Origin of the sequence: Plantactinospora soyae (assembly GCF_014874095.1) — a bacterium.
In the GTDB taxonomy this organism is placed as follows: Bacteria; Actinomycetota; Actinomycetes; order Mycobacteriales; family Micromonosporaceae; genus Plantactinospora; species Plantactinospora soyae.
Window position 1 is genome coordinate 7466097 of record NZ_JADBEB010000001.1, and the last position, 26265, is coordinate 7492361.

The window sequence follows — 26265 nt, forward strand, 5'->3', positions numbered from 1 at the left end:
CGGAAAGGCCCTCATGACCCGGACTGCCGACGCGATCGAGCTGCCGTCCGGCCAGACGATGCCCGTGCTCGGCCAGGGAACCTGGTACCTCGGCGAGCGCCCCGCGAGGCGGCGAGACGAGCTAGCCGCCCTACGCGCCGGGCTCGACCTGGGCATGACCATGGTCGACACCGCGGAGATGTACGGTGACGGCGCTTCCGAGGAACTCGTCGGCGAGGCGGTCATCGGACGACGCGCCGACGTCTTTCTGGTCGACAAGGTGCTGCCGTCCAACGCCAGCCGACGGGGGACAGTGCAGGCCTGCCGCCGCAGCCTGCAACGACTCGGCGTCGACCACATCGACCTCTACCTGCTGCACTGGCGTGGCACGCATCCACTCGATGAGACGGTCGAGGCGTTCGCAGAACTCGTCGGCGCCGGTGACATCGGGCAGTGGGGGGTGAGCAACTTCGATGTTTCCGACATGGCGGAGTTACTCGAGGCGGGCGGGAACTCCTGCGCGACCAATCAGATCCTGTACAACCTCACCCGCCGCGGTCCGGAGTACGACCTGCTGCCGTGGTTACGCGAGCACCGAATCCCGGTGATGGCGTACTCGCCGATCGAGCAGGGCCGACTGCTCGGCCACCCCCAGGTCGCGGAGGTCGCCGCCCGGCACGGGGCCACGCCCGCTCAGGTGGCGCTGGCCTGGCTGCTGCGGCAGGAGATGGTTGTGGCCATCCCCCGATCGTCCAAGCCCGAACACACCCGGGAGAACGCGGACGCGCGCAACCTGTATCTGGCTGAAGAGGACGTGGCGGCACTCGACACGGCTTTCCCACCGCCGGTCAGCCCGCAACCGCTGGAGATGTTGTAGCGTCACCGACCGTTTCGGTGGACGGCACCCGTCGAGGTCGGCGCCGTTTGCTCGGCGATCGGCAGTGGAGGGCGGTGAGCGGCGGCCTGACGGTGGTTATGGCGCTCCGCACTTGTCCGGGGAATCGTCCGAGCCGACCCGACCGCCGTCTTCGAGCCGGTCACCTGGCCGTCACCTCCCCGATGGCGGGGGGCGACGCGCACGCCGGTGAGTGAGAGGCACCTGGTACAGGCCGGCGCTGGTGACGGCGTAGAAGACCGGCAGTACGACGAAGATCACTAGACCGGCGAGCGGTGCGACCAGGTACCCGATGAGCCCTGCGGCGACATAGAGGATGACCCCGACGAGTGCCCGCAGCCGCTCGGTGGGAAAGTGCCGCTCACTCACCTCCTCCTTGAGCAGGTCTTTGCGCCGAGCCAGGTAGTGGAAGAACGCCAGCCAGCTCGCGCAGAGCAGCGCGCCGATCAGCGCATAGAAGGCGACGGCCACGCGTTGGTCCCGCTGGTCGTGCTCCTGAAGCGCGTGCGAGACGAGGGCGGTCGGAAACGGCAGCAGCGCGGTGCTGAACAGGACGAAAAGGTTCGCCCAGTGCAGGCCCCGATCACTTTCCTTCACCCGATTGAACGAGCCCTTGTGGTTCAGCCAGACGACGGCCACGTAGGCGTACGAGGCGAGATAGGCGACGTAACCCGGCCACTGCTCCAGCAGCCCCGACAGCAGGTGACCGGGGGGTACGTCCGGCACCCGGAGATCCAGCACGAGCAGCGTGATGATGATGGCGAAGACGGCGTCGCTGAACGCTATGGCACGGCTGGCGTCCGACCGGGTACCCATGTCGTCGGTTGGCCTGCTCACGGCGGGTGGCTACCCACCGGCGCCCACGCTAACCGGCTCGGCGCAACCGAACCAATAGCGCGAATCATGAGGTGGCGAAGCGGATTGCAGGAATTCGACTGCCGGACGGTCTCCGAGCCGCCGTGGGGGCGGAATCTTCAAACGGGGGAAGTTGACTGAAGGCAGTCGTGTACGACGGGCCACGGATACTCCGCCGTTCCGCGCCCGACGGCTGCCCTTACAGGAACTCCTCCGAAGTGCCAGAACCACGCATGTGAAGCCCGTCCTATATGAGATGGTTTGCATCTAAAGGACGCTGTTTATCGACGGCGCCCGCACGAGCAGGTCAAGCGACGGGGGCGGACATGAGGTGGCTGATCGGCGGAGCGGTCGCGTTGGCTGGCGGGATGGTCACCCGGCGGCTGCTCGGCGGGGCTGGCCGGGGCAACGACCACTGGCAACGGGGTCAGGCACGGCGGCGCGGGCCGCGGTGGCATGTGGCGACGGTGAACCGGCCGGCCAGTGACGTCGCTCCGGGCGGACAGTTCCCCGAGCCGCTGGCCGGGCTTGGTGACGCCGTCGAGGTCCAGGTCCGACCGGCTGCCGGCGGCCGGGGCACCGAGATCGCCGTACGGCTGCGCGACGGCGCCCGACTCCCTGTTGCCGCCGCCGCCCGGCGGGCCGTCGGCCGGGATCCTGAGCAGGCGATCCGGGCTGCGCTGCGGGAGTCGAAGCAGCTGATCGAGACCAGTGAGGTTCTCCACCCGGACTATCCGCCAACCACCGAGTCGACTCCGTTGAACAAACCACTGCAGATGGCCACCCGACAGGGTCGGCGGGAGGGACGGCTGTGAAGGCGCTGGTCTGGGAGGGAGCCAACGAACTCGCGGTGCGGCAGGTCCCGGACCCGCAGATCCGCAACGAGCAGGACGCCATCGTCCGGGTCCGTCGGACCGTGACCTGCGGGTCGGACCTGCACCTGCTCGGCGGGTACATCCCGTTCATGGAACGCGGCGACGTCCTCGGGCACGAGTTCCTCGGCGACATCGTCGAGGTCGGCCCGCAGGTACGCAACCACAAAGTAGGCGACAGGGTCGTCGTCTGCTCGTTCATCTCCTGCGGCAAGTGCTGGTACTGCCAGCAACAACAGTTCTCGCTGTGCGACAACGGGAACACGAATCCGATGATCACCGAGAACGTCTGGGGTTCCGCGCCCGGAGGCTGCTATGGCTACTCGCACGCACTTGGGGGCTTCGCCGGCAGCCACGCCGAGTACATCCGGGTTCCCTACGCCGACCAGGGCGCGTTCACTGTCCCGGACGCGGTGAGCGACGAGCGCGCGCTGTTCGCCTCCGACTCCGCCCCGACCGGCTGGATGGGCGCCGACCTCGCCGGGGTGAAACCGGGTGATGTCGTGGCGGTCTGGGGCGCCGGCGCGGTAGGGCAGATGGCGGCCCGGGCATCCGTGCTGCTCGGCGCCGATCGGGTGATCGTGATCGACCGACTCGACAACCGGCTCCAGATGGCCCAGACGCATCTCGGCGTGGAGACGCTGAACTACGAGCAGCAGGACGTCGGCGCCGAGTTGCTGGAGCGCAGTGGCGGTCGAGGCCCGGACGTCTGCATCGAGGCGGTCGGTATGGAGTCGCACAGCAGCGGCCCGCAACTCTGGTACGACCAGGTCAAGCAGCAGTTGCGGATCGAGTCCGACCGTCCGGTCGCCGCCCGGGAGGCGATCTACAACTGTCGCAAGGGCGGCAGTGTGTTCGTCCTGGGCGTGTTCGCCGGCCTGGTGGACAAGTTCCCGCTCGGGGCGCTGATGAACAAGGGGCTGACGCTGCGCGGCGCGCAGCAGCACGGACAGCGCTACATTCCCATGCTGCTGGACCGGATGGCCCGCGGCGAGCTGGTCACGGAGCATCTCGCGACGCACACCATGCCGCTGGACGAAGCTCCGCGCGGCTACGAGATGTTCAAACAGAAAATCGACGGATGCGTACGGGCCGTCTTCCAGCCCACCAGCTGACCGGCACCGCCGACGCCACCGTCACCTCTGCCGCCCGCACCGCCGGTAGCTCGACCTCACCGGGTGTCCCTCGCCCGGCCAGTCCGTTCGTCGATGGGATGAACAGCGATGCGGAAGCCGGTGACCACTGAGCCCGGACGTGATCCAGGCCGGCTGATTCTGGCCCCCGCCCGATCCGGCGGGTACCCCGGGCCGATCCGCAAGGCCGTACCCGGCAGCCAACTCCTGCGCCTACTGGCCACCACCGACGCCAAACAGATCGGACTGTTGTATCTGACCACGTCCTTCGGCTTCTTCCTGGTGGCCGGACTCGAGGCAATGCTGATGCGCGCCGAACTCGGCCGCCCGGGGATGCAGTTCCTCTCCCCGGAGCAGTACAACCAGCTGTTCACCTCGCACGGCACGATCATGATGCTGCTGTTCGCCACCCCGCTGGCGTTCGCGTTCGGCAACTACCTGGTGCCCCTGCAGATCGGCGCCCCGGACGTGTCATTCCCTCGACTGAACGCGCTGGCGTACTGGCTGTATCTGTTCGGTGGCCTGATGGTGCTCGGCGCCTTCCTCATTCCCGGCGGCGGGCCCGATTTCGGTTGGACGGCCTACCCGACGCTGAGCCGCTACGAACACACCCCCGGCATCGGCGGCAACCTGTGGGTCATCGGCCTCGTGCTCTCCGGACTGGGCACGATCCTCGGATCGGTCAACCTCATCACCACGATCCTGACCCTGCGGGCGCCGGGCATGACCATGTTCCGGATGCCGCTGTTCACCTGGGCCATGCTCGTCACCGCCCTGATGGCCGTCGTCGTCTTCCCGCTGCTGGCGGCCACCCTGCTGGCCCTGCTCGCCGACCGGGTACTCGGCGCCCACATCTACGCGGCCGAACACGGCGGCCCGCTGCTGTATCAGCACCTGTTCTGGTACTTCGGCCATCCCGAGGTCTACATCGTCGCGCTGCCGTTCTTCGGCATCATCAGTGAGATCATCCCGGTCTTCAGCCGAAAGCCCCTGTTCGGCTACAAGACCATGGTCGCCGCGCTCGTCGTGATCTTCCTCTACTCCCTGACCGTCTGGGCGCACCACATGTTCGCCACCGGCCAGGTTCTGCTGCCGTTCTTCTCCGCGTTCACCTTCATCATCGCCATACCGACCGGGATCAAGTTCTTCAACTGGATCGGCACCATGTGGAAGGGACAGCTCACCTTCGAGGCCCCGATGCTGTTCTCCATCGGCTTCCTCGTCACTTTCCTCTTCGGCGGCCTCACCGGCGTCCTGTTGGCCAGCCCACCGGTCGACTTTCACACCCACGACACGTACTTCGTGGTCGGCCACTTCCACTACGTACTCTTCGGCACCATCGTCTTCGCCGCCTTCGCTGGCGTCTACTTCTGGTTCCCCAAGATGACCGGCCGACTCCTCGACGAACGACTCGGCAAGGTCCACTTCTGGACCATGTTCCTCGGCTTCCACACCACCTTCCTGATCCACCACTGGCTCGGCAACGACGGCATGCCCCGCCGCTACGCCGACTACCTGCCGACCGACGGCTTCACCACCATGCACACAATCTCGACCATCGGCTCCTTCGTCCTCGGCGCCTCCACCCTGTTCTTCATCTACAACGTCTGGAAGTCCTGGCGGTTCGGACAGGCCGTGCAGGTCGACGACCCGTGGGGGTTCGGTAACTCCCTGGAATGGGCCACCAGCTGTCCACCGCCGCTGCGGAACTTCGACCGCATGCCCGCCATCCGCTCCGAACGGCCCGCCTTCGACGCCAAGTACGGTCCCCTCGTCGCCGACCTCGGCCGAAACCTGCCCCAGCGGGCCGCCAAACCACCCCAGCGGATGCGGGACGAGGTGCGTCCCGAGCATCAGGTGCCGGAGCCACCGACGGCGGAGGGCGCGCACGGCGCCGAGGCGGCCGTCGCGCACCATCCGCCGGAGCGGTCCGGCGCCCGTCCGGTGGAGGTGCCGGAGCCGGAACAGGTTCGCCGGCCGAGCTTCGAACACACCGACGAAGCCAGCGACAACCCGTTCGACGCAGACCGCACCGGGCCAAGTTCGGACCGGTGGCGAAACCCGAAGGGCAGTGAGGAAGAGAAGTAGCCGAGGGCCGGGCACTGGCTGGGCGCCGATCGACGGCCCGGAACGACCGAAGTAGGGGAATCAGTGTCGTGACGAGCCAAGAGTCGCGTCCGACCCCGGCGGACCCGATGCCGTCCGCCCGAACCGTGGGCGGCGCGCCCAGTGGCATGGAACGTGACCTGCCGCCGGTGCTCGGCCCGGACGCCGTCGGCATCCTCGAAGCGTCGACCTTCATGTTCTCCAACGCGGCCGGTGACGTCCCACCCCGATCGATCGGCGGTCTGGTCCACTACGACACGCGATACCTGAGCCGCTGGCAACTCACCATCAACGGCGCACCGCCGCTCGTCCTGTCCTCGTGCATCGTCGACCACTACTCCGCGGCGTTCTTCCTGGCCAACCCGGAACTGCCCGGCCCGGCCGCGAACACCATCGGGATACGCCGGCAACGGTTCGTGGGTGATGGGCTACACGAACGCATCGAGTTGCGGTGTTTCGGCCGCGAACCCAAGTCTTTCGAGCTACGTCTGGCGGTCGGTAACGACTTCGCCGACCTCTTCGAGATCAAGACCACGGTCCGCGACCGATCCGACCGGATCAGCCGGTCGCACTCCGCAGACGGCTCAGAACTGATGTTCGTCTACTCCAACGGCGCGTTCCAGGCCAGCACCGAAGTCCACGCACATCGCCAGCCAACCGTCTCGACGGTGACGATCTGGTGTGGGACCTGACCGTGGAGGCCGGCCGCCGATGGTCATGCGATCTGACCGTACCGCTACATTGCGGGCCCGACAGACCTGACACCCCGGCACCGCGACTTCGGGCCCGTCCATGCCGCAGGTGGTCGATGGGGGTGAGCTTGCGGTGCCGGGGTCCGGGACCCGAGGTTGCCGCCGGTCGACGGGACCAACAGCCGTGCCGGTCATACACGAAGTTGGACAGGCCCCAAGCTGGCTGCGCATCACAGCTAGTGGGGCCGCTCGTCCGTACCCGTCTCGACGGCCCGGCGGACCAGCCGGTTCGCCTCCATTCGCTCGATCCCACTGGCCCGGAGCAGGTCACTGGCGGTCGTGCGGACCTGCGCCACGACGACGGTGCCGGAGAAACCCACGCCGTCGGCATGCGCCCGGCCCGCCTCGCTCACCGCTCGGAGCGCCCGCTCGCGGGTCGCCTCCGGCTGCCGCCCGGCGCCGAGCTCACGGCGCAGCTCGCGCCCGGCGTCGGAGAGTCCGGCTACCGCCGATGGCAACGTCGGCGGAATCGGCTCCTCGTCCTCGATGGCGGTGACCGCGCGTCGAATCAGGGTTCCGCTGTTGGCGATGGCGTTGTTGATGTGTACAGCGCTCTCCACATACCGGGTCAGCGCCCCGCGGCGATTCCATCGCACCGGCGCGAGGGTCGCAGTCTCCCGCCCGCCCTCGAGCGCCTCCTGCAGCCCCTGCATCTGCTTCTCCATGACCTGCAGCCGGTCCAGCGCCCTCTGGGCGCGGTCGGGGTCCCGGTCGGCAAGCGCCGCCGCGGTCTCCGCCAACTGATCAGTCAGCGTCTTTGCCGCAGGACGGGCAGCCCGGTCCACGACCCGGAGCGGATCGAACGGCAGCAGCAACGCGACGGCCAGACTGACGAACCCACCGACCAGCGCATCGATCGCCCGGGTCAGCTCAAGGTTCGGCGTCTTCGGGGTCAGGGCCACCAGCAGCACGGCGGTCGCCGCCGCCTGGGTGACGACCGCGGGACCCCCGCCGAGGAAGATCGTCACGGTGATCGCCAGCAGGACGACCACAGCGAGCTGCCACGGGCCGCTGCCGAGGACGAAGACCAGCCCGCTGCCGACTCCGATGCCGACCGCGACTCCAATGATCAACTGAACCGTGCGGCGGATTCGCTGGCCGAAAGAGGCGGCGAGCGTGCCGACCGCCGCGATCGGCGCGAAGACCGGATCAGGGTTCCTGAGCAAGGCGCCAGCGACCCACCACGCCAACCCGGCTGCCAGGGCGGCCTGCATCGCAAGAATGAGACCGCAACGAACCCGGTACACCCGGTCGCGAAGCGTGGGACCCGACTCTCGACGTACATCGCCGACGGCTCCAGCCAGGCGGTGACCGTAAGGCCCGAGGTACAGACCGCCGACATCCCGCTCGGCCGGTCTGTCCCGCTTCGAGGCCATGGTCAGGGGTACCCACCGCGCGGGCGATGATTCATCTGCATAACGGAGCGTGATCTGCCGCCGGCGCTGAGGTGCGACCTTGTCCGCCGGGGGTTCGTGTCTTGGCCGTCAGTAGTGGTAGCGGCCTCCCTTGGCCCACAGGTCGTACTCGTAGCGGATCTTCGATTCGATCAGTTTGTGGTAGCTGTCGTCGCCTCGCTCCCACCGTGAGTGACCGCCCAGAGGCAGTAGTCGGCGGCTTGGAGGGCGACGTCGCTGGAGCACGGCCAGCCACAGGATGATCGACTGCATCGGCCGGACATCGGGCTGAAACTGACCAATCGAACACAATCACCAATGATCAACGGTGGTGTTCCCATGCCACCGGCAATCGCAGCGAAGATTAATTGACCTTGAGCCGCTAGGCGCGTGGCGACGCGCAAATTCCAGAAGGGACTCTCGGCACCACCGTAGCATCCTCGTAGGAGAATTCTCCGTGTGATCCCTCCGCAGCCGGACACCGACGAGCAGTACACGGTCTTGCAGGCTATTGGACGTTCCTTACCAACCACGGTAGGTGGCCGACATTCAACGACATCGACCATCGACACGATCGCTGGCACGATATCGTCGATGCCGGTGCCGCCCTCGCTGCTATCCCCCGGGGTCTTGTGAACGGCGTGACGCCTGGTCGGCCGGAGCGGCTGACGCCTACCCAGGAGATCGCGCTGACCGTTGCGGGTGCACTCGCCACCGACAAGGCCAGCGAGGAGTTGAGTTGTTCCGCCGCGCCGTCCGGCTTGCCGCCCAGTTAGAGCACGCCCATCAACCTGAACCTAACGGCGCTGGTGGGCTGAACCAGCCAGTGGTGCTGAGCGTGGAGGACTGGGCAGAGATCCGACGGCTGCGGCGGCGGAAGGCATGGCGATCCAGGCCATCACACGGCGGTTGAGGATGTCGCGCAACAGCGTGAACAAGGCCCTGGCCAGTGATGAGCCGCCCCGGTATCGGCGGGCGGCGGTTCCCACTGGTCGGGTTTTTATCTGTCGGGACGGCGGGATTCGAACCGACGGCCCCTTGATACCAACAGTGACAGTCTGATACTTGTCGCCAGTTGTCGATATCGCGCACTGACCTGCGAAGACGTCCTCTTGAGGTAAGAGCCCGTTGTCACTGGTTGTCGCTCTCGAGCAGGGGTTTTCGGGGGTAAACGGGGGGCGAGTTGATCACGTAAGCCGACGGAACGACCGTGACGCTGTTCGGAACGTGTCAGGTTGGCCGGGTAGCAGCAGCCCACTTCGGCTGCCCGGTCTAGTACGCACGGATGAACGGCTCGATCGTTCGGCGTCGTGCGATCGGGCCAAGTCTCCGACGAAGAGAAGGGGCCGGTGAACCCCGATTGAAGGGTGCCGGCCAGATCTCCGGCGGCTACGTTCCGTTACGGACATGCTCATCGGCCACCGTGATCAACTACCGGATCTGCCGAAATGAGGATGTTCGCCGGCGGGTGCTCGGGCACTATGACGGCATGTCATCGGACCATAGTGCGTACGTTCCCAACGAGTTGTTGGGTCGGCTCGTCGGGTTCCGTCTCTTCTCGGTCCAGTTCGTCATGGACTATGTTCAGCTGCGCTTCGATGGTCCGATGAAGGACATGCCGGTCCTCAACTGCGATGTGTTGCCGGTGGTGGAGATGCAGACGGGCCTGATCGCTCCCGGCCAGGTGGGCTACGCCGACGCCCTGCGAGGGTTCATTCCGGGCCACGTTGTTGCGACCCTGGAGCAGACAGGCCATGGCCTCAGGATCGAGTTCGACAAAGGGGCGATCGTGTTGCATCCCGACATCGAAGATGTTCTCCCCGGACCGGAGATCGCCTTGTTGGACGGCTTCGAAGACAGGCGTTGGATGTGCTGGCGCCCCGGAGAGGTGTCATTCGAAGACGTTGTCTGACGCACCCTCATGCCGCGGAGCGGCGCGTGCTCTTCTGCCGCGATCCGCGCGTCACGCAACGTGACGGCGAACGGCGCACCGCAGATGCCCGGATCTGTTTGATATGGAGGTGATCGTGAGGCTCCAAATTCTGGGCGCGCAGCGCCTCGAACACTCTACATATCAGGCGTTATGCGGCCCGCCAGGGCGAAGGTGATCGAAGATCACCCGCGTAGTATCGATGAGAGGATACCCGCAGGGTGCGGCCTCTGCGTACGATCCGTCAGTGATCAACGAGGACCGGGCGCTTCCAACCATGCTTGATCAGGCCCACCGGCTCTGGCTTTCGGTATTCCACCACTGGCACGACTTCGAACCAGGTGACATGTTCGAGTCCTCCGCCGAGACCACCGAGTGGTAGCGCGCAGAGACCAGTAATCAAGCTGCGGACGTGGCGCCGTTCAGGGTGTTCGGGCGTGATGGCACCGGCGGGATGACCGGTCTAAGATCGCTGAGGTGACGGCGGCCTTTGACTGGAGTGGGTTCGAGCAGGCTGTGACCGATGCCGTCGTGCGGACCGTTCACGGGTTGGTGGCCGAGCATTCGGAACAGCAGTTCTATGTCGCGGCGTTCGGTGAGATCTACCGCGAGCTAGATGGCCTGATTAGACTGCCGATGTTCGGGATGAACTCGCTGGAGGCGGTCCGCGAGTATCCGGCCGAGGACCGGGAGGATCTCCGCTGGAGTCTTGCGGACTGGGAGGACTGTGACCTCGACTGGCTGGCCGAGCAGGACCACCGGCGATGGCAGGAGGCGCTGACCGCCTTCGCCCGCCGCGGCAGCACCCGACAGTGGCAGGAGGCGTTCAGCCGGTACCTCACCGCCTTGGCGAAGGCGTGCCGGCAGGCTCGCAAGCAACTGCGGGCCGCGGGCGTCGTCGAGCGGGACTTCGTGGTTCTGGTGCTGGACCATGACGGGCAGGAGGCGCTGCTGCGTCGTGTCCTGCCTGAACGGGAACTGCACCGGCTGTTCCCCGAATACGACCGGCGACGCGCCGAGCTGGCGCGGCTCGCCGCACTGCCACAGGCCGAGCAGGCGCAGTACTACGTGTCTCGGCTCGGCGTGTTCGACGGTCCGGTCGACGCCGAGGAAGCCGCCCGAGCCCTCCTCACGCTCGGCCGGGCGGCTACCGCGGCGTTACTACCGCAGCTGCACAAACCCGAACGAGCGTGGGAGGCGGCCAAGCTTCTTGCCGACCTCGGACTGCCCGACGACAACGTGATCGACGAGTTGAGCGCGGCACTGCACCGGCTTGCCGGACCGGACCAACTCTGGACGGCGCGGGCGCTGTCCCGGCTCGGCCGGCTCGACGTGGTGCTCGCCCACGCGGACGAGCTTCCCGGTGAAGCCGTGGTTGTGGCCATTGCTGCCCCGTACGACAGTTTCCGCGATCACGGACAGCATCCACCGGCTTTGGACTACGGGCCGCTGGAGGAGGTGCTGACGCGCTGGCCGGCGTACGCCACGGCATTGGATGAGGAACTGAAACCAGGCGCCTCGCTGTGTTGCATCACCACCAATGAGGTCACCGAAGCCCTGCGGGGTCTGCAGTCCGAGCACGTCCTCATCCGCCGGCACGCGGTCACCGTCCTCGGCGAGCGCGGGCTCGGCCGAACCGCGGGCCGGCGGATACTGCCGGCACTCTGCCACACGATGGTGCACGACCCGGATCCGACTGTACGGCGGCTCGCGGTCCTGTCGCTGCAGTGGTGGCACCGTGATGCTCATCCATATGCGGACGCCGTCCGGTCAGTGCTGAACGACCCTGTCCGTGAGGTGCGCTCCGCGGCCACTGGCTGGCTCCAGGAACACAACGACTTGCTCACGGCCGCCACCGCACGCCCGGCCGCGGACCCTGTCGTCGACGTCGTATGAACCTGCGCAATGGCCGGGACGGTCGTTGGTCGCGTGCGCACATCTGGCACCCCTCTGTGTCAAGTGGTGATCAAGAGGGATGTTCTAGGCTGGGGTTCGGCGGGTCCGGGAAGTGACTTTTCCGAAGTGTCGATCTCGGGGTTCAGGTCGGCCGCGCTGGATTGCAGAGTCGCCCCCACGTGTCCTCCCGGACCCGTCCCGAGCTGCTTGGTGTCGGCGACCATCTGCCGGTAGACGATGTCGGACAGGCGCCGCTTGAGCGCCCGTAGGGCCTCCACCGGGTCTTGCCCGCGGCCAGTCTGCGCCGGTAGTAGCGGCGTCCTTCGGTGTCACGGCGCAGCTGGACGATGGCCATGATGTGTAGCGCCCGGTTTATGCGCCGGTTGCCGGCACGAGACAGACGATGGCGTTGCTGGTCGCCGGACGAGGCGTCGATCGGCGCGGTCCCGTTTCACGAGGCGAAGTGGGCACGGCTGGCGAACCGGGCGATGTCGCCGATGTCGCCGAGCAGGCGAGCCGCGCCGGACGGCCCGGTGCCGGTCAAATCCATCAGCCGGCTTCCGGTGCCGTCGACCAGGTCGGTGAGCTCCTGTTTCGCGATTTTGATCTTCTTGTCGATGACGACGAGCTCGCCGATCAACTCGGACGCCAGCCGCCGACGGGTCTTGCCGACCACATCGCGCGGACGCACGCTGCCCAGCACGGCGCGGGCCTGCTGGGCGGACAGGTCCTTCTTCGCGCCGCCGGGCACCAACTCCAACAGCAGGTGATGCAGCCGGGAAACCACTTCGGTGCGGGCCCGGCCGAGCTGGTCACGCCGGTCGACCAGCAGCCGCAACGCCACCGTCGTGTCATCGGTGACGACCTGCCGCAGACCCTCGGTGCGCAAGGCGACCACAGCGACGCTGCGGGCATCGACCGGATCGGTCTTGCGGCCCTGACCGGTGGCGAACACCCGGGCCCGGGCGGACAGCTTCGCGGGAACATCCACAACGGGTTCGCCGTCAGCGACCAGGCGTTGAGCGACGCGCCGGCCGATGCCGTTGCAACCCTCGATCGTCCAAAGGCGGTCCTTGTGTTTACGGCCGGCGCTCAGCATGGCCTGGTAGCCGTCGCGGTCGGTGCCGAACCGGCCCTGCCCAACCGTCTTCTCCCGCGCGTTGATGATCTCGATGGTGGCGGAACGCTTGTGCGGGTCCACGCCGATGATGACCTGAGCCATCGTTGCCTCCCTCGATCCGACAGTGTTCATCGACGGGAGGGCAGCGCTACCTTGAGCTGGGCAGTCCCCCTCTAATAGCTCTTGAACGGTCCGCCATAGCACGGAATGCCTACTCCATCGTCCTGAACTGCGCCGAGTCGATGCACTGGTTCTCCGACCGATGGGTGCACGGGCCGCACTGGCGCGAGGTCTTCACCCTCGGCACGCACGCCGCCGCCGCCCTCAACGACCCGGAACAGCAGGCCACCCAACTGAACTATCTCGCCTGGGTCCACCAGATACCGCCAGAAGACCCGGAGACCACGCTGCGGTACACAACCCAGGCGTTGGACCTCGCCACCCGCGCCGGTGCCACGGCGCAGATCGCCTGGGCCCACCAGTACGCCGCACATGCGCTTCGACGGCTGCAACGGCTCGACGTGGGCGCTGTGGCGGCAGCCGGGGCGGCGGAGATGTTCAAGGCCGACGGCGACATCGACGCGTACTGCCAGTGTATTGGCACCGTCGGCGACTGCCTTCGGGACGGCGGACGCTACGCCGAAGCACTGGACCAGTATCTCAAGATGAGCGACCTGGTGGACGACGAGGGGTCCGGTATCACACCGAGCATCGTGGAACTCACCCGGCCATCCCTACTGGTCCGGCTCGGTCTGTGCCTGGGAATGCTCGGCGACCGGGCCGAGGCGATCACCAAGCTCACCGAGGCGGTCAGGCTCATGGAGCTAGTGCAGTTGTCCGGCTCGGGCGCCCGCACCTTGGAGGCACTCGCGACCGTCCTGGCCGACGAGGGCCGGAACGAGGAGAGCCGCCGGACGTACGCACGGGCGGCCGAGGTGTTCGCGGCGACCGGTGACGCCGAGGGAAGTAGCCGCTGCCACGATCTGGCCACCGCCGCCAACTGACCCGCCGGCCGCGGAACCGCTGCCCGCTCGCCGGGCGCCCGGCGCGCCGGTGTCGGCGGTCGCGCGCCGTACGCGCCATCGACGCCGGCACCGAGCCGACCTTACGCGGGTTGCCGCCGTAACGCCGGTGGTGGGTCCGGGCGCACTGAAAGTCCGTGATCGACCGGTCCCGGCCGCCGCCATCCGGCCGTACGCCTCGCCGGGGCAGGCCCTGATCGAGCTGCCCGGCCCGGCCAGCAGCAGCCTGTGGGGCTCGAAAACACGCTCGGCGCCATGTCGCGATCAGCACCTCCACTATGCATCCTAGGAGGATAGGTAGTCGAGGACGCACTTGGTAAGCACGCCAGCCCGTTCTAGTCACCCACCGATCTCGGCATGCCCAAGCGCCGCGCCCTCCTTGCCGCGCCTACGCCCGCCGTTGCCCGCTGCCCGGACTTGGCATCTGGATACGTGTTGAACCTGCCGCCCGTCCGCCGGGGTATGCCGCAGCGGACGGGCAGACACCTTGGGACAACCCTTCGATGGGTGGCGTCGGCGAGGTCCGGCATTCAGCCGGGCAGAATACGACCATGATCGACAAGGTGTTGACGCTGCTCCCGGTCTGCGAACCGGAGTACGCGAGCGGCGTGGTGGGTCAAAACTACTTTCGGTCGGCAAACCGGACCGCGAGTCTGCGGCTGTTCGAGGCAAGCGTGGAGCAGCGGTCTGAGGAGGGCGATCGGGTGCGGGTGGCTGAGGTTGCACCCGCGATCGTCCCGGTCCTCGATAATGACTACAACAAACAGGCACTCGCGGTGGTCCTGCCGGAGGAGGACGGCTCTGTCCGGCTCGAGAACCAGGTCGGGTGGCTTCCCGACCGGCGATGCGCGACTCTTCAGCCACGTGTCGCATCGCTGATGCGCGCGACCAACGCCTACGTGGGCGCGGCTGGGACGGCCTCATACTGGTGGTCAGGCCGCAGATGGGACAAGTCGAACGCAGGGCTGCGTCTCCGCATCGCGCAGTGGGAGGACGTCCACAGGGCGGCCATCGAGATCGTCCATAGGGCCGAGCCCGACGTTGAGCAGCCGTGGGTGGGCCATTACGCGCCCCTGACCGACCTCGCCCGTAGGTTGTATTCGGAAGGGCGCGGGCGGAGCGAGGCGGACCTGCTGCACGTACGGTACGAAATCCTCGACGATGCGCTGGTCGCCACCGCGAACGAGGAGATCGTCACCGACATGACCAGAAGCGGTCGTGACTTCTTCGATCTGCTAAGGGCCCGGGTCGAGGAGCAGGGCGCTGTGTGGGGCTGGGTGCGCCTTTACCAGGGGGCGGTCGAGGTGCGGACCGAGGAACGACCGTGACCGTAGCTCGGCGGCTGGGCACGGCGTACTCACCAGGTAGCTGTGGCCAGGAACACCGAATGGCGATCTCAGCCACCCGGCGGCGGGATGTTGCGCCGGCTCACCGCCCCATGCCTCGGCCTGCCCGCCGCTGCGGGACCACTCGTTGTGTTGAGCACTCAACCACGGGTCTCCATGCACTGGGCGGGATGCGAGACTGAGCAGGTGATCCTCAACCGGCGCACCCCGGTTCAACACCAGACTCTCGTGGCGAACGAGGAGATTCGAATCAATGATCAGCCTGTTCAGCGGGCTGGAGTTCATCACGGACATACTGTTGGACCCATACCCGGCGCAGGACCTCGACCGCCGGGATCTGCCACAACCAGTCCGGAGTCCGTTTGCCGGTGAGGGTTCGTAGCAGCTGCCACCCGTCGTTGCCCATCTGGACCGCGAGGTCGCGGCGTTTGGTCTGCTCGCTGGGTAGTCGCCACTCATCGATCCGGGCCGCGTACCGTTTCGCCAGGTCGGCGTCGACCTGTCCGGCCAGCCAGCCCGGTGCCGCCGCAGCCAGCCCGGTGCCGCCGCAGCCAGGGCCTCCAACGCGGCTCGCAGGGTCTCGCCGACCATTTCCAGTCGGTTGAGGTCTCGCACCGCGGCCAGTACGTGGGTGGCGTCGGTACGTTGCCGCCCGCGAGCCTTGACCAGTCCCGTCTCGACGAGTCGCTCGAGGAGCATGTCCAGCGCCATCGGCTGCAGATGGTGAGCGACCAGCCGGGTACGGAACTGGGACAACACACTGAAGTCGAACCCCGGATCGGTCAACTCCAAACCGAGTAGATATTTCCAGTCGATCCGGCCGCGGACCGCGTCAGCGGCCTGCCGGTCGGTCAGGTTCTCCGCGAACTGCAACACGGTCACCATCGCCAACTGCCCAGGCGAGATTCCCGGCCTGCCCCGGATCCCGAACGCGTCCAGGAACGCGCCGACGAAGAACACCTCACCCAACTCGTCGCGGATCGCCAACGATCCGCTTCGAAACGCTGCCCCGGCGATCGTCGCCGTCTGTGTCGGGCACACCCGGCAGCGCACGCGGGCGCATCGACATCGAAAGCCCCGTCCGTCAGTCAGCTCAACGCTAGCGATCAACCGGAACGGCACCCTGCCAGGCCCAACGACCATTGTCACCCGACGACACCGACGCAACCAGAATTAGGCAACAGGGTCGTACAGGGCTCGAACCCCTAGCCTTCCAATCCGTAGCGTTCGAGGCGGCGGCGGGCCTCCTCGGCCCCGGGGTCGCCCACATCCTCGTAGATCCGCACGGCCTGGCGCCAGGCGGCAGAGGCAGCGGCCCGGTCGCCCATCCCTTCCCGGGTGTCCCCGAGCCGGATGAGGGTCTCCGCCTCGTGATACCGGTCGACGGATTCGCGAAAGAGTTGGACCGCCTGCTCGTAGCAGTCGGCCGCGCGGTCGCGTTCGCCGAGGCGGTCGTAGGCGAAGCCGAGGCTGTCCAGCGTTGCGGCCTGGCCGTTGCGGTCGTCGCTCCGTCGTTGCTGGGCGAGTGCTTCGGTGCAGCTCTCGATGGCCTGGACATAGTCGCCGGTGGTGGCCAGCAGCCAACCGATCGCGTTGAGCGTCCGGGCTTCCCCCGAGCGGTTACCGGCCAGCCGCTAGAGCCGCAGCGCCTCGCGACCGTGTGCGAGTGCCTCGTCGAGCCGGCCGTCCAGGTAGCAGAGCTCGCAGTAGTTGTGCAGCGTCTGGGCCTGGCCAGTCGGATCGCCGAGGCGTTCGTGTAGCTCGAGTGCGCGCTCCAGCCGGTACTCGGCGGCGTCGTGGTCGCCGAGTCGGGTCAGTGCGCGGGAGAGCAGCCGGTTGGCGGCGGCCTGGCCGGCGAGATCGCCGATCTTCTCGGCCGCGGCCAGCGCGACCCGCTGGGTGGCGAGTTGGTCCTGCCACAGGCCACGCGGTGCCAGGAAGGTGTTCAACGCCCAGGCGATCTGCCAGGCGTACGCTTCGAAGCCGTTCTCTGCGGCCTGCTGGACCACCCGGATCAGCACCCGGTGCTCCGCCGTGAACCAGGCGAGCGCGCCGTCGTGATCGGTCACCGGCCGCCTGGCGGGTAGGGGCAGCGGTGGCACCGGCTCGATCGGGGGCCATTGCGGCTGGAGCAGCAGGGCCGCCGGATAGGCGGCGTGCAGGTAGTGGTCGTACAGGTGCCCTCGGGCGGCCGCGCGTTCGTCAGCGCGCTCCGACGACTCCGCGAACTCGGCCGCATAGGCGCGCAGAAGATCGTGGAAGGCGTACCGGCCGGGCGTGTGCTCGGCCAGCAGATGGAGCCGGGTCAACTCCCGCAGTCGCGGCGTGACGGCCGCGGTTGAGACGCCAGCGAGCGCCGCGGCCGCGCCAGCGGTCAGGTCCGGGCCTGGGTGCAGCCCCAGCAGGGCGAACAGTCGGGCCGCGTCCTGCCCCAGGGCCAGGTACGACCAGGAGAAGACGCGTCGGACGTCGCCGTCGGCCAACGCGTCCAGCCTCGCCTCGGCCGAGTGCAGTTCGGCGGCGATGGCGCCGAGCGGGAACGTGGGATGGGTGGCGAGTCGTGCCGCCACTATCGACAGTGCCAGCGGGAGCCGGCCAGCCGCCTCGACGATGTCAGCCACCGTGGCCGGCTCGGAGGCGAGGCGACTGGCGCCGAGCCGGCTGGCGAGCAGGCTTATCGACTCCTCCGCGGTGAACACGCCCAGCGTCAACGGTGCGGCGCACTCGGCGGCGATCAGGCCGTCGAGCCGATCGCGACTGGTGACCACGACCATGCAGCCGCCGGCACCGGGCAGCAGGGCGCGAACCTGGGCCGAGTCGCGAGCGTTGTCGAGCACCACGAGCATCCGGCGGGAAGCCAGCAAGCTGCGGTAGAGCCCCGTCCGGGCCTCCGTGCCGGAGGGTATCCGGGCGTGGGATACGCCGAGCGCTTCGAGGAAGCCGGACAGGGCGTCGGGCGGGGACACCACGCCGGCTTCGTCGTACCCGCGAAGGTTCACATAGAGCTGGCCGTCGGGGAAGCGGTCAGCCGCCCGGTGCGCCCAGTGCAGCGCCAAGGCGGTCTTGCCGACTCCGGCCATGCCGGACACCGCAGAGATGACCACGGTCGTCGGCTCCTGCGCCCCGTCGTTCAGGAGCGCGTCGAGGCTGGCCAGTTCGGCTCTGCGGCCGACGAACTCCGGCACCGCACGCGGCAGCTGCTCGGGGCGCTGGACGAGTGGCCCCGACGCCGTGCCCGGCGCCGGCCCATCCGGCGCCGGTGGCGGGTGCGCTGCCAGTCCCAGGCGGTGATGCAGGATGTCGTCGTACAACCTGGTGAGTTCCGGCGCGGGATCGAGGCCAGTCTCCTCCGCCAGCACCTGCCGAGCCTGCCGGAAGGCATCCAGTGCGCCGGCCACGTCTCCGATGCGGTACAGGCCCACCATCAGCTGCCCCCACGCCCGCTGCCGTAGCGGATGCCGGTCGAGAAGGGCACGCAGCCGGCGCACCACGTCGGCCGGCGCGCCGAGCGCCAGCAGCGCCTCGGCGTAGTCCTCCTCGGCGAGCAGCCGGCGCTCCTCCAACTGCGCCACCCGCCGGGCCAGCGCCGGACGCAGCGGCAGGTCGGCCAGCGAGTCCCCACGCCACAGCCTCACCGCAGCGGAGAGTTCGGCCTCGGCCCGGTCCGCAGCTGAAGCGGCGAGAGCGTCGCGGCCCCGCGCCGCTGCGGCGTCGAACAGGTCCAGATCACGCTCGCCCGGCCCCACCCGCAGCAGGTAGCCGCCGGCCACCGAGATTATCCCCTCCCAGGGCGTTCCGCCGCCCAGCGACTGCCGCAGCCCGCGTATGTAGGTGCGCAGGTTCGCCGCGGCCGACGCCGGTTGTTCGTCGCCCCACAGCATGGCGGCCAACTCGTTGGTGCCGACGACCTCGTTCGGGCGCAGCAGCAGGGTGGCCAACAGGAGGCGTTGCTTCACCGAGCCCAGCGGAACTGGCTGGCCTTCGCGGTACACGTGGAGCGGGCCGAGGATATCGAAACGCACAGGCACCTCACAGTTGAGCGCTGTTACCTGTCCACCAGGTGCACCGCACCCGGATGACGGGGGCGGGTGGGTGAGCTATACGCCACTTGTGCGGCGAATGTACGGGGCCCACCGTACGGTTTTGCCGTCCACACTGCCCCCATCGGAGAGCGCCTCCATGCCCTGAATGCGCGACCACCCACGGGGCCCAGGCGGGACCGTCTACCCACACCCGCGCGGCCATCCCCGCCTCGTCCTGCCGGTCTCCGGCGGCGTGACCCGGCCCCGACCGGCCGACGTGCCTGGATCGTCCGATGCCATCGTGCCGACAACCTGACTCCGAAAGGGTCCAACTCACCATCATGATCAGCGGTTCGCGAAGGACGAGACGTCCGACGGCCGAACCTGCCCTTCCGAACTCGCCCTACCTGGAGGAACTCTCCCATGCACAAATTCATTGTGGCCGCCGCGAGGACGCTGACCGCTGTCGCGACCGGTCTCACCGTGACCGGAGTCGTCGTGCCCGCCCGGCCGGCGAGCGCGGCGCTCAGTGACGTTCCCTCGGACTGCCGTGTCTCCACAGCGGCGTACCGCTCCGATGGACAGCGTCTCACCTACGTGTACTCCGGCGGCGAGACCAGCACCAACGCCTACGCCAACGACATTCTGAGCTGGGTGCCGTCGGCGCATCAACAGATCGGCGCCTCCGGTGACGACACCAGCTTCCGCAGCACCGAATACGCCGCCCATCCAACCGACGGTCGGCTCTACAAGTTGAGCCGTCAGGGCGAGTTGATCGACGGCAACTGGCATGTGACGTCGTGGAGCACCAGCCACTTCGCGATCGGGTTTGCCAATACCCGCATCCTCGCGTCGGCGTCGCCGTACCTCTACCGGGTGGCGGGCAGATCGCTCTACCGCTACACGGAAACCTACGTGGACGGCGTGTTCACGCTCTCGCCGCCGGTACAGTTGGCCAGCACCGGCTGGGACGCGGTCAACACCCTGACCTACGAGCGCAGCGGCGGGACGGGCAGCGCCGCCGTGGACGTGCTGATCGGTACCAAGAGCAACGGGGAGCTCAAGGAGTGGCGCGTCAACCGGGCCACCCCGACAACGATCACCTCGAAGGTGTTGCGGACGAGCGGCTGGGCACCCTTCACCAGCCTCAGCACGGGCTACTGTGACGCCCACCCCAACGGCCGGCCGCTGCTCGCGATCACCGCCGCTGGCACGGCCTCCGTGCACTTCGACGCCAACAAGACGGACGGAGTCGGCACGGACATCAAGGGCGGCTCCCTCGGCTCGCTCGGCTGGACCGCGAAAGCCTACGGTCAGTAGCGGGAAGACCGCCGTGACTCCGTCCGAGACCAGCCGTACTCGGACGGACTCGTCCGGAGCTTGGTGCCGACGATCCCTGACCTGGGGTCGTCGGCACGGCGCCGTCGTGAGTTTGAGTGAAACGCCGTCCCACACATTTAGTCCGCGTCGATGGCTCAGGGATCGGGATCTGCTCGGGTACTCGACCACCCCGAACCTGGGGCCGATCCTCTTCGGGGCCGGTGCAGAAGCCGTGAGCCGGTTCGCCAGCGCCTTGGCGGGGGCGTCGACCCGGATCGGCGCGGCGGCTGCGGTCCGCACCGCTCCCACGGCCGGGGTGTGTTCGACGCGCACCGCGCGCTGGGCCGTCACGGACCCGATCATGGCGGTGCAGATGCCGGCGATCACGTCGAACGGAGTCGGGCGGCGTTGCCAGCGCGGCAGGTAGGACGCGACGAACAGGACCGCCATGGTTGCTCCCGGCAGGTATTCCTGCAGGTTCCGCCGGCGTTGAACTGGAACACCCCGACGTCCTTGGTTCCGTTGGTGTTCAGACCGACGGCGATGGGGTTGAACTCTGACTCGCACCGGGCGACCCTGACCGCCTTGTTCGCGATCGAGTCCGGGAACACGGCGTGGATCTGGCTCTCCACCGTCGAGTCGCAGCCTACGCTCAGCCCCTGGTCCGGGTTGGCGAGCTTCGAACGGGTCACCGACCCGACGTCCCCGGTCATCGTGATCCGGTTGCGTCCCTGAAACGCGAAGACCCGCATCCGGGTCGCCGCACCGAATGCGCCGTCGACACTGAGCTGATTGCCGCAGTCGGGGCCCAACTCGTTGAGCCGCCGCTGCAACCGCTCGACACAGCCTCCCGTTTCGCCGTATTCGGGGTCCACGTCGCACAATGCCGCCGCGCTTGTCTCTACGTCGGCGGAGGCGGACGACATCGGCCATAGCACGCTCGGAGCGAGCAACACGAGTGCCGCGCACATCACGGTCGTCACTCTTGCTCGAGACCGGCTATCTACCGGCTGCGGCGATCGCCGCACAAACGCCGCACTCATCTCATCCTCTGTCGCTCCGACAGTGCTCGCCCGGTTTTCCTGGCGGCTGCCGAAACGTAGCCATCGTCAGTGGCGGTGCCCTGCCCGTACTCCGCCCGTACCGCCGGGTACGCCTCCCGTACTGGACACGCGCCCACCGGAGACGGCGGAATCCTCTGCCGGCGTCACCTTTCGACCGGCGCAGATTGGCCAGGTCAGCGGCGCGTACGACGGCTTCTACGACTGCGGGCTGGTACGAGCTGCGCGGTCGTCGGAGAGCAGACGTTATACCGCACGGCGGCGGGAGCGACGCTGGCGGGCGTCCGTGACCGCAGGTACCGGGAGACCTCGTCCGTCCTGGCCGACCATCATGATCGCTTCAGTACGCCGGGCAGTCTTGAGCCCTTTCGGCCAAACGCCTGCCGGACGAACACCTCAGGGCGGCTCCCCACCCCAGCCACCACCTCCCGCAGGACGAACATCAGGAGACAGCCGTTCCGAGAACCGCCGGTAACCGACGGATTACACGATCAACCTTCACAAGACGAGGCACTAGGATCGTCTGGTGCCCCGAAGATCGCAGCTCAACGGTCTGGTCGCTCGGTGTAGGTACGAGTGACGGCGACAAGCTTCGGCGGACTGCTTCGAGCCTATCGCCGCCGAACCGGGATGACGCAACGGCAACTCGCCGGCCGGGCGGGCGTGAGCGCGGGCGCGATCCGCGATCTGGAGCAGGGCAGGACGAGAAGCCCGAAGCGGCACTCTGTCCAGGCCATCGCCACCGCACTCGGGCTGAGCGGGCGCGACGTCGAGCAACTTCACGCCGCCGCCGAGGCCCATCGTGCACAACGCGCCGAAGCCGGTCCGGTCCGTGGCGGCCCGCTGCGCATCCGTGTGCTCGGTCCGATCGAGGTCTGGCACGGCGACGTCCAGGCATCCCTCGGCTCCGACATACAACGCACGCTGCTCGCGCGGCTCGCGCTCGGCGTCGGCGCAGCCGTCGGCCAGGACGAACTCGTCGAACTTCTGTGGCAGCACAGCGAAACCCAGAACACGGCGAACCTGCTGCACACGCACGTCGCCAGGCTGCGGCGGCTGCTGGACGCCGACGGGCGAGCCGACAGCGTGCTCGTCAGCGGTCAGGCCGGGTACCGGCTCGCGGTCGGCGCCGATCACCTGGACCTGCTGACGTTCCGCGACCTCACCAGGCGGGCGGCGTACGAGGCGCCGGAGGATGCGTTGACCCGGCTCGCCCAGGCCGTCGCGCTTTGGCGCGGCGACATCGACGCGGAGCGGATGGTGTCAAGCCCGCTCTACACCGCGATAGCCACCGAGTACGCCACGACCGTCCAGACATTCGCCACGCTGGCGCGCGATCTCGGCAAGCCAGAACGGGCGCTTAAACCGGTGCGAGAGCTTGCGGATCGGCGCGAGCTGGACGAGCCGCTGCATGTCGAGCTGATCCTGAACCTGGCCGCAAGCGGCCGGCAGGCAGAGGCACTCGCGGCATACGACCGGATCCGGTCCGCACTCGCCGACCAGCTCGGCATCGATCCCGGCGAGCGGCTGCGGTCCGCCCAGTTCGCGGTGCTCCGGCAGCAGGATCGGCACGTCCGACGGACGATGGGGCGGACCGCGATCCAGCAGGCACCCGCCGCGCCACCGGACTTCGTCGGCAGGGCGGACGAAATAGCCAGGATCGAGGCTGCGCTCGCCAGGACGGGCCAGGAGTCCGGACCGACCTCGTCCCGAATCGTGCTGGTTGCTGGCATCGCCGGAGTCGGCAAGACCGCTCTCGCGCTCGCCGCTGCGCACCGGTTGCGCGCGAAGTATCCCGACGGTCAGCTCTACGCCGACCTGCGTGGCACCACCGCGACCGCACCAGAACCGATGAGGGTGCTCGGCCGGTTTCTGCGCGCGCTCGGCGTGCCGAGCAGGCAGATCGGGACCGACGAGAACGAGGCGGCCGCGTTGTTCCGCAGTGAGCTCGCCGACCGGCGGATGCTGGTGCTGCTGGACAACGCACATGACGCCGGCCAGGCCCGGCCTCTGCTGCCGGGAGCGGGTGGCAGCGACTCGATCGTTACCAGCCGACGCCGGATGCCTGGCCTTGCCGGTGCGAGCGTCGTCGACCTCGAACCGCTCAACCCGGAGGAGTCGATCGCCCTGATCGGCGCGACCGCAGGATCGCATCGGACCGACGCCGATCCCGACGCGGCTGCCGCGCTCGCCGAAGCATGCGCGCGGCTGCCGCTCGCGCTGCGCATCGCGAGCGCGAGGCTGGCCACTCGGCAGGCATGGACCATCGGCGACCTGACTCGCCGGCTGCAGGACGACAACCGCAGACTCACCGAACTGTCCACCGGTGAGTCGAGCATGCTCACCAGTTTTCAGCTCAGCTACGCCGACCTGAGTACTGTGGCCCAGCGCGCGTTCCGGTTGTGCAGCATGCACCCGGGTGACGACTTCGGCGCTAATGGCACCGGTATCCTGCTGGCGATGCCGGTGGCCGAGGCCGACCGCGTGCTGGAGGGCCTGCTCGAGGCGAACATGCTGATGCAGTACACGAGGGACCGCTACCGGTTCCATGACCTGCTCGGCCTGTACGCCCGCCGGCTGCTCGCCGACGATGCCGAGGGCGAACCGGCGCGCTCCCGGCTGTATACCTGGTACGCCGACGCGGTGACGGCCGCGATGGAATGGGTGTACCCGCAGCTCGTCCGGCTCGACACACATGCCGAGCGGGACACGTTCTTCGCCACCGAAGCCGCCGCGCTCGCCTGGCTGGACGTCGAGCTGCCCGCGTTGCTCGCCGTTGTCAGACAGACGGCTAGGTCCGCCGACCGTGCGCTGGCCTGGCGAATCACCGACCAACTCCGCGGCTACTTCCTGATCCACCGGCACATCGACGGCTGGCTGTCCGCGGCGGAGGCAGGTCTGGACGCGGCCGACAGAGCCAGCGATGACGTCGCGCGGACCGCGATGTTGATCAGCCGTGGCCAGGCGCTGTGGTCGGTCGGCCGGGACGAGGAGGCGCTGTCCGACTGCCTCGCCGGCGAACATCTCGCGGTCACCACCGGCTGGACGACGGCCGCGGCGTACCTGTCCCATCACATCGGGTGGCTCTATCTGGAGCAGGGCAAACTCACCGACGCGGCGGAGTGGCTGCACCGAGCGCTTGAATTGACCGAGGACGACCAGCTCGGCCACGTGCGGGCGGTCGCGCTCAACGGACTCGGGGTGATGCGGCTGTGCCAGGGCGAGCTGCGGGACGCCGTCGAACTCTTCAACGCGGCGCTGGAGATCAACGAGGCGACCGGCCGGGAGACGTCGGCGCTAGCCAATCGGGGCAACCTGGCGAGCGCGCTACGTCAGCTCGGTGCGGAGGCGCGTGCCTCCGAACTGCTCACCGAAGTGCTCGCGGCGTACCGGAACAGGTCGAACCTGCGCGGCGAGATGTCCACCTTGGACGAGTTGAGCCAGCTGCACCTCCAGCGCGGAGACGCCGCCACAGCCCTGGAGGTGGCGAGGCGGGCGCACGACATGGCGATCGCGGTCCACGACAGGAAGGCCACGGCACAGACCGCAGCCACCGCGGCACAGGCATACCTCGCGCTCGGAGACGCGACGGCCGCCGCCCAGTGGTTCGAGCATTGCATGACGATCGCGCACAACGCCTACCCGTTCGTGGAGGCACGGGCACTGGTCGGCTTCGCCACCGCCCGGCTCTCCGCCGGTGACTCGGCCTCGGCGAGCTACATCGCCGAGCAGGCCATTGCGATCGCCAGGTCCTGCGGTTTCCGCCTGCTCGAAGGGCGGGCATTGGCCGCGCTGCACGCGTCGAGACGATAAGCAGAACCAGTCGGCGGGTGGCGGAGATCTCCCGCCCCGGGATGAGCCCCTGCCCGAGGCTTGAATCGCCCCGGGCCGCCATCACCAGTTGCTGCTGCCCGAGGATCTGATCAAACACTTCAACGGTCAGCCTGATACTGAGCGTGGGGTGGTCCGACGCCGCGTCGCAGCTACCGACCCTGGCGCAGGAGTAGCGGCGGGTTCCGTACATGCCCGCTGACCCGGCCACCCTCGCCGCCGCCCGACACGTCCTGACCCAACTCGGCGTCACCTTCGCCGACCTCCAAGCCCACACCGATCTCGCAGCGAGACTGCCCACGATCGCCGAGTACCTCCCCCGCGTCACCGCCGCCGGCCAGGTATCCAACGCATCTACGGCACCTACTGGAACCGCATGGCCACCACCTGGCGCGACCGGCCCCTGGACACCATCACCGCCAGCGACATCGAAGCTCTCAATTGCTCTGTTAGTCAGGTAGCCGGTTGCAGGCCCGAGGCAGAGTTGGCACGTGAGGCAGTCGCGCCATCGTCGTCCGTGTCACCGCCGAGATCGGCGTTCGTCGGATTGCGGTTCCCAGCCGAGGTGATCATGGTCGCGGTCCGCTGGTACCCGCGTTACAGCCCTTCCTATCGCGACGTGGAGGAACTCTCGGTCGAGCGTGGTGTCGAGGTCGACCACGTCACCGCGTTCGGTCGTACCTCCAAGTGCTGTGGAGGTACGACCGTGTCCGCTCGAAACGTGCTCGCCG

21 protein-coding genes and 2 pseudogenes are annotated in these 26265 nt (G+C 68.0%); 15 read left to right on the plus strand and 8 right to left on the minus strand.

Annotation, left to right across the window (positions count from 1 at the left end):
- Nucleotides 1-13 precede the first annotated feature (13 nt).
- Nucleotides 14-856, plus strand: a complete 843-nt coding sequence (locus H4W31_RS32805) for an aldo/keto reductase (protein WP_192770162.1) — start codon at nt 14-16, stop codon at nt 854-856.
- A 171-nt stretch (nt 857-1027) separates the two neighbouring features.
- On the opposite strand, the gene H4W31_RS32810 is transcribed toward H4W31_RS32805, so the two are convergent.
- Nucleotides 1028-1711, minus strand: a complete 684-nt coding sequence (locus H4W31_RS32810) for a TMEM175 family protein (protein WP_318783537.1) — start codon at nt 1709-1711, stop codon at nt 1028-1030.
- Nucleotides 1712-2055: 344 nt separating this feature from the next.
- Here H4W31_RS32810 and H4W31_RS32815 point away from each other — a divergent pair, with 344 nt between their 5' ends.
- The 4 genes from H4W31_RS32815 to H4W31_RS32830 all read left to right on the plus strand — a co-directional run bounded on the left by H4W31_RS32815 (nt 2056) and on the right by H4W31_RS32830 (nt 6532).
- A complete protein-coding gene (locus H4W31_RS32815; RefSeq protein ID WP_225945790.1) occupies nt 2056-2544 on the plus strand; it encodes a hypothetical protein in 489 nt (162 codons plus the stop codon).
- Nucleotides 2541-3716: a zinc-dependent alcohol dehydrogenase gene (locus H4W31_RS32820; RefSeq protein WP_192770163.1), complete on the plus strand. Its 1176-nt coding sequence runs from the start codon at nt 2541-2543 to the stop codon at nt 3714-3716. Before H4W31_RS32815 ends, H4W31_RS32820 begins: the two co-directional genes overlap by 4 nt.
- 108 nt (nt 3717-3824) lie before the next feature.
- Nucleotides 3825-5822 (plus strand): aa3-type cytochrome oxidase subunit I, encoded by a 1998-nt coding sequence (gene ctaD / locus H4W31_RS32825; RefSeq protein ID WP_192770164.1) that lies wholly within the window; start codon nt 3825-3827, stop codon nt 5820-5822.
- 68 nt (nt 5823-5890) lie between these two features.
- The gene (locus H4W31_RS32830) at nt 5891-6532 is read left to right on the plus strand and encodes a glycogen debranching N-terminal domain-containing protein (protein WP_192770165.1); all 642 of its coding nucleotides are present in this window, start codon (nt 5891-5893) and stop codon (nt 6530-6532) included.
- 236 nt (nt 6533-6768) lie between these two features.
- Here the strand turns inward: H4W31_RS32830 and H4W31_RS32835 are convergent, their stop codons facing one another.
- Complete coding sequence (locus tag H4W31_RS32835) at nt 6769-7806, minus strand: FUSC family protein (RefSeq protein WP_225945791.1); 1038 nt, start codon at nt 7804-7806, stop codon at nt 6769-6771.
- Between the two features lie 821 nt (nt 7807-8627).
- Between H4W31_RS32835 and H4W31_RS43965 the strand changes: the two genes are divergently transcribed.
- The 5 genes and pseudogenes from H4W31_RS43965 (at nt 8628) to H4W31_RS32845 (ending at nt 11812) form a co-directional block, all read left to right on the plus strand.
- A complete protein-coding gene (locus H4W31_RS43965) occupies nt 8628-8762 on the plus strand; it encodes a hypothetical protein (protein WP_264084280.1) in 135 nt (44 codons plus the stop codon).
- Nucleotides 8763-8824: 62 nt separating this feature from the next.
- Nucleotides 8825-8976: pseudogene (locus H4W31_RS43340) on the plus strand (IS21 family transposase); the annotation flags it as partial.
- Between the two features lie 433 nt (nt 8977-9409).
- The gene (locus H4W31_RS32840; protein WP_225945792.1) at nt 9410-9898 is read left to right on the plus strand and encodes a hypothetical protein; all 489 of its coding nucleotides are present in this window, start codon (nt 9410-9412) and stop codon (nt 9896-9898) included.
- A 265-nt stretch (nt 9899-10163) separates the two neighbouring features.
- Complete coding sequence (locus H4W31_RS43970) at nt 10164-10298, plus strand: hypothetical protein (protein WP_264084102.1); 135 nt, start codon at nt 10164-10166, stop codon at nt 10296-10298.
- Nucleotides 10299-10393: 95 nt separating this feature from the next.
- Nucleotides 10394-11812 (plus strand): DUF4303 domain-containing protein, encoded by a 1419-nt coding sequence (locus H4W31_RS32845; RefSeq protein ID WP_192770167.1) that lies wholly within the window; start codon nt 10394-10396, stop codon nt 11810-11812.
- Nucleotides 11813-11954: 142 nt separating this feature from the next.
- Here the strand turns inward: H4W31_RS32845 and H4W31_RS43345 are convergent, their stop codons facing one another.
- Both H4W31_RS43345 and H4W31_RS32850 read right to left on the minus strand, forming a co-directional pair.
- Nucleotides 11955-12248 (minus strand): transposase, encoded by a 294-nt coding sequence (locus tag H4W31_RS43345; protein ID WP_318783762.1) that lies wholly within the window; start codon nt 12246-12248, stop codon nt 11955-11957.
- A 15-nt stretch (nt 12249-12263) separates the two neighbouring features.
- A complete protein-coding gene (locus H4W31_RS32850) occupies nt 12264-13034 on the minus strand; it encodes an IS110 family transposase (protein ID WP_225945793.1) in 771 nt (256 codons plus the stop codon).
- Nucleotides 13035-13174: 140 nt separating this feature from the next.
- Between H4W31_RS32850 and H4W31_RS32855 the strand changes: the two genes are divergently transcribed.
- Both H4W31_RS32855 and H4W31_RS32860 read left to right on the plus strand, forming a co-directional pair.
- Nucleotides 13175-13936: a tetratricopeptide repeat protein gene (locus tag H4W31_RS32855; RefSeq protein WP_192770168.1), complete on the plus strand. Its 762-nt coding sequence runs from the start codon at nt 13175-13177 to the stop codon at nt 13934-13936.
- A 569-nt stretch (nt 13937-14505) separates the two neighbouring features.
- On the plus strand, nt 14506-15282 hold the full coding sequence (locus H4W31_RS32860; protein ID WP_192770169.1) for a hypothetical protein: 777 nt from the start codon (nt 14506-14508) through the stop codon (nt 15280-15282).
- On the opposite strand, the gene H4W31_RS32865 is transcribed toward H4W31_RS32860, so the two are convergent.
- The 3 genes from H4W31_RS32865 to H4W31_RS32870 form a co-directional block, all read right to left on the minus strand.
- The gene (locus tag H4W31_RS32865; protein WP_225947415.1) at nt 15190-16443 is read right to left on the minus strand and encodes a transposase; all 1254 of its coding nucleotides are present in this window, start codon (nt 16441-16443) and stop codon (nt 15190-15192) included. The genes H4W31_RS32860 and H4W31_RS32865 overlap by 93 nt on opposite strands.
- 62 nt (nt 16444-16505) lie before the next feature.
- A complete protein-coding gene (locus H4W31_RS43350; protein ID WP_225947416.1) occupies nt 16506-16931 on the minus strand; it encodes a tetratricopeptide repeat protein in 426 nt (141 codons plus the stop codon).
- Nucleotides 16932-16934: 3 nt separating this feature from the next.
- On the minus strand, nt 16935-19256 hold the full coding sequence (locus tag H4W31_RS32870; protein ID WP_404825642.1) for an AfsR/SARP family transcriptional regulator: 2322 nt from the start codon (nt 19254-19256) through the stop codon (nt 16935-16937).
- Between the two features lie 489 nt (nt 19257-19745).
- On the opposite strand from H4W31_RS32870, the gene H4W31_RS32875 reads away from it, so the two are divergent.
- Entirely contained in the window at nt 19746-20642 is an 897-nt protein-coding gene (locus H4W31_RS32875) for a hypothetical protein (RefSeq protein WP_192770171.1), read from the plus strand.
- A gap of 383 nt (nt 20643-21025) precedes the next feature.
- On the opposite strand, the gene H4W31_RS32880 is transcribed toward H4W31_RS32875, so the two are convergent.
- A complete protein-coding gene (locus H4W31_RS32880) occupies nt 21026-21625 on the minus strand; it encodes a peptidoglycan-binding protein (RefSeq protein ID WP_318783539.1) in 600 nt (199 codons plus the stop codon).
- 654 nt (nt 21626-22279) lie between these two features.
- Between H4W31_RS32880 and H4W31_RS32885 the strand changes: the two genes are divergently transcribed.
- Nucleotides 22280-25516 (plus strand): BTAD domain-containing putative transcriptional regulator, encoded by a 3237-nt coding sequence (locus H4W31_RS32885; RefSeq protein WP_318783540.1) that lies wholly within the window; start codon nt 22280-22282, stop codon nt 25514-25516.
- A gap of 586 nt (nt 25517-26102) precedes the next feature.
- A pseudogene (locus H4W31_RS43355) lies at nt 26103-26201 on the plus strand (IS6 family transposase); the annotation flags it as partial.
- Nucleotides 26202-26265: the final 64 nt, after the last annotated feature.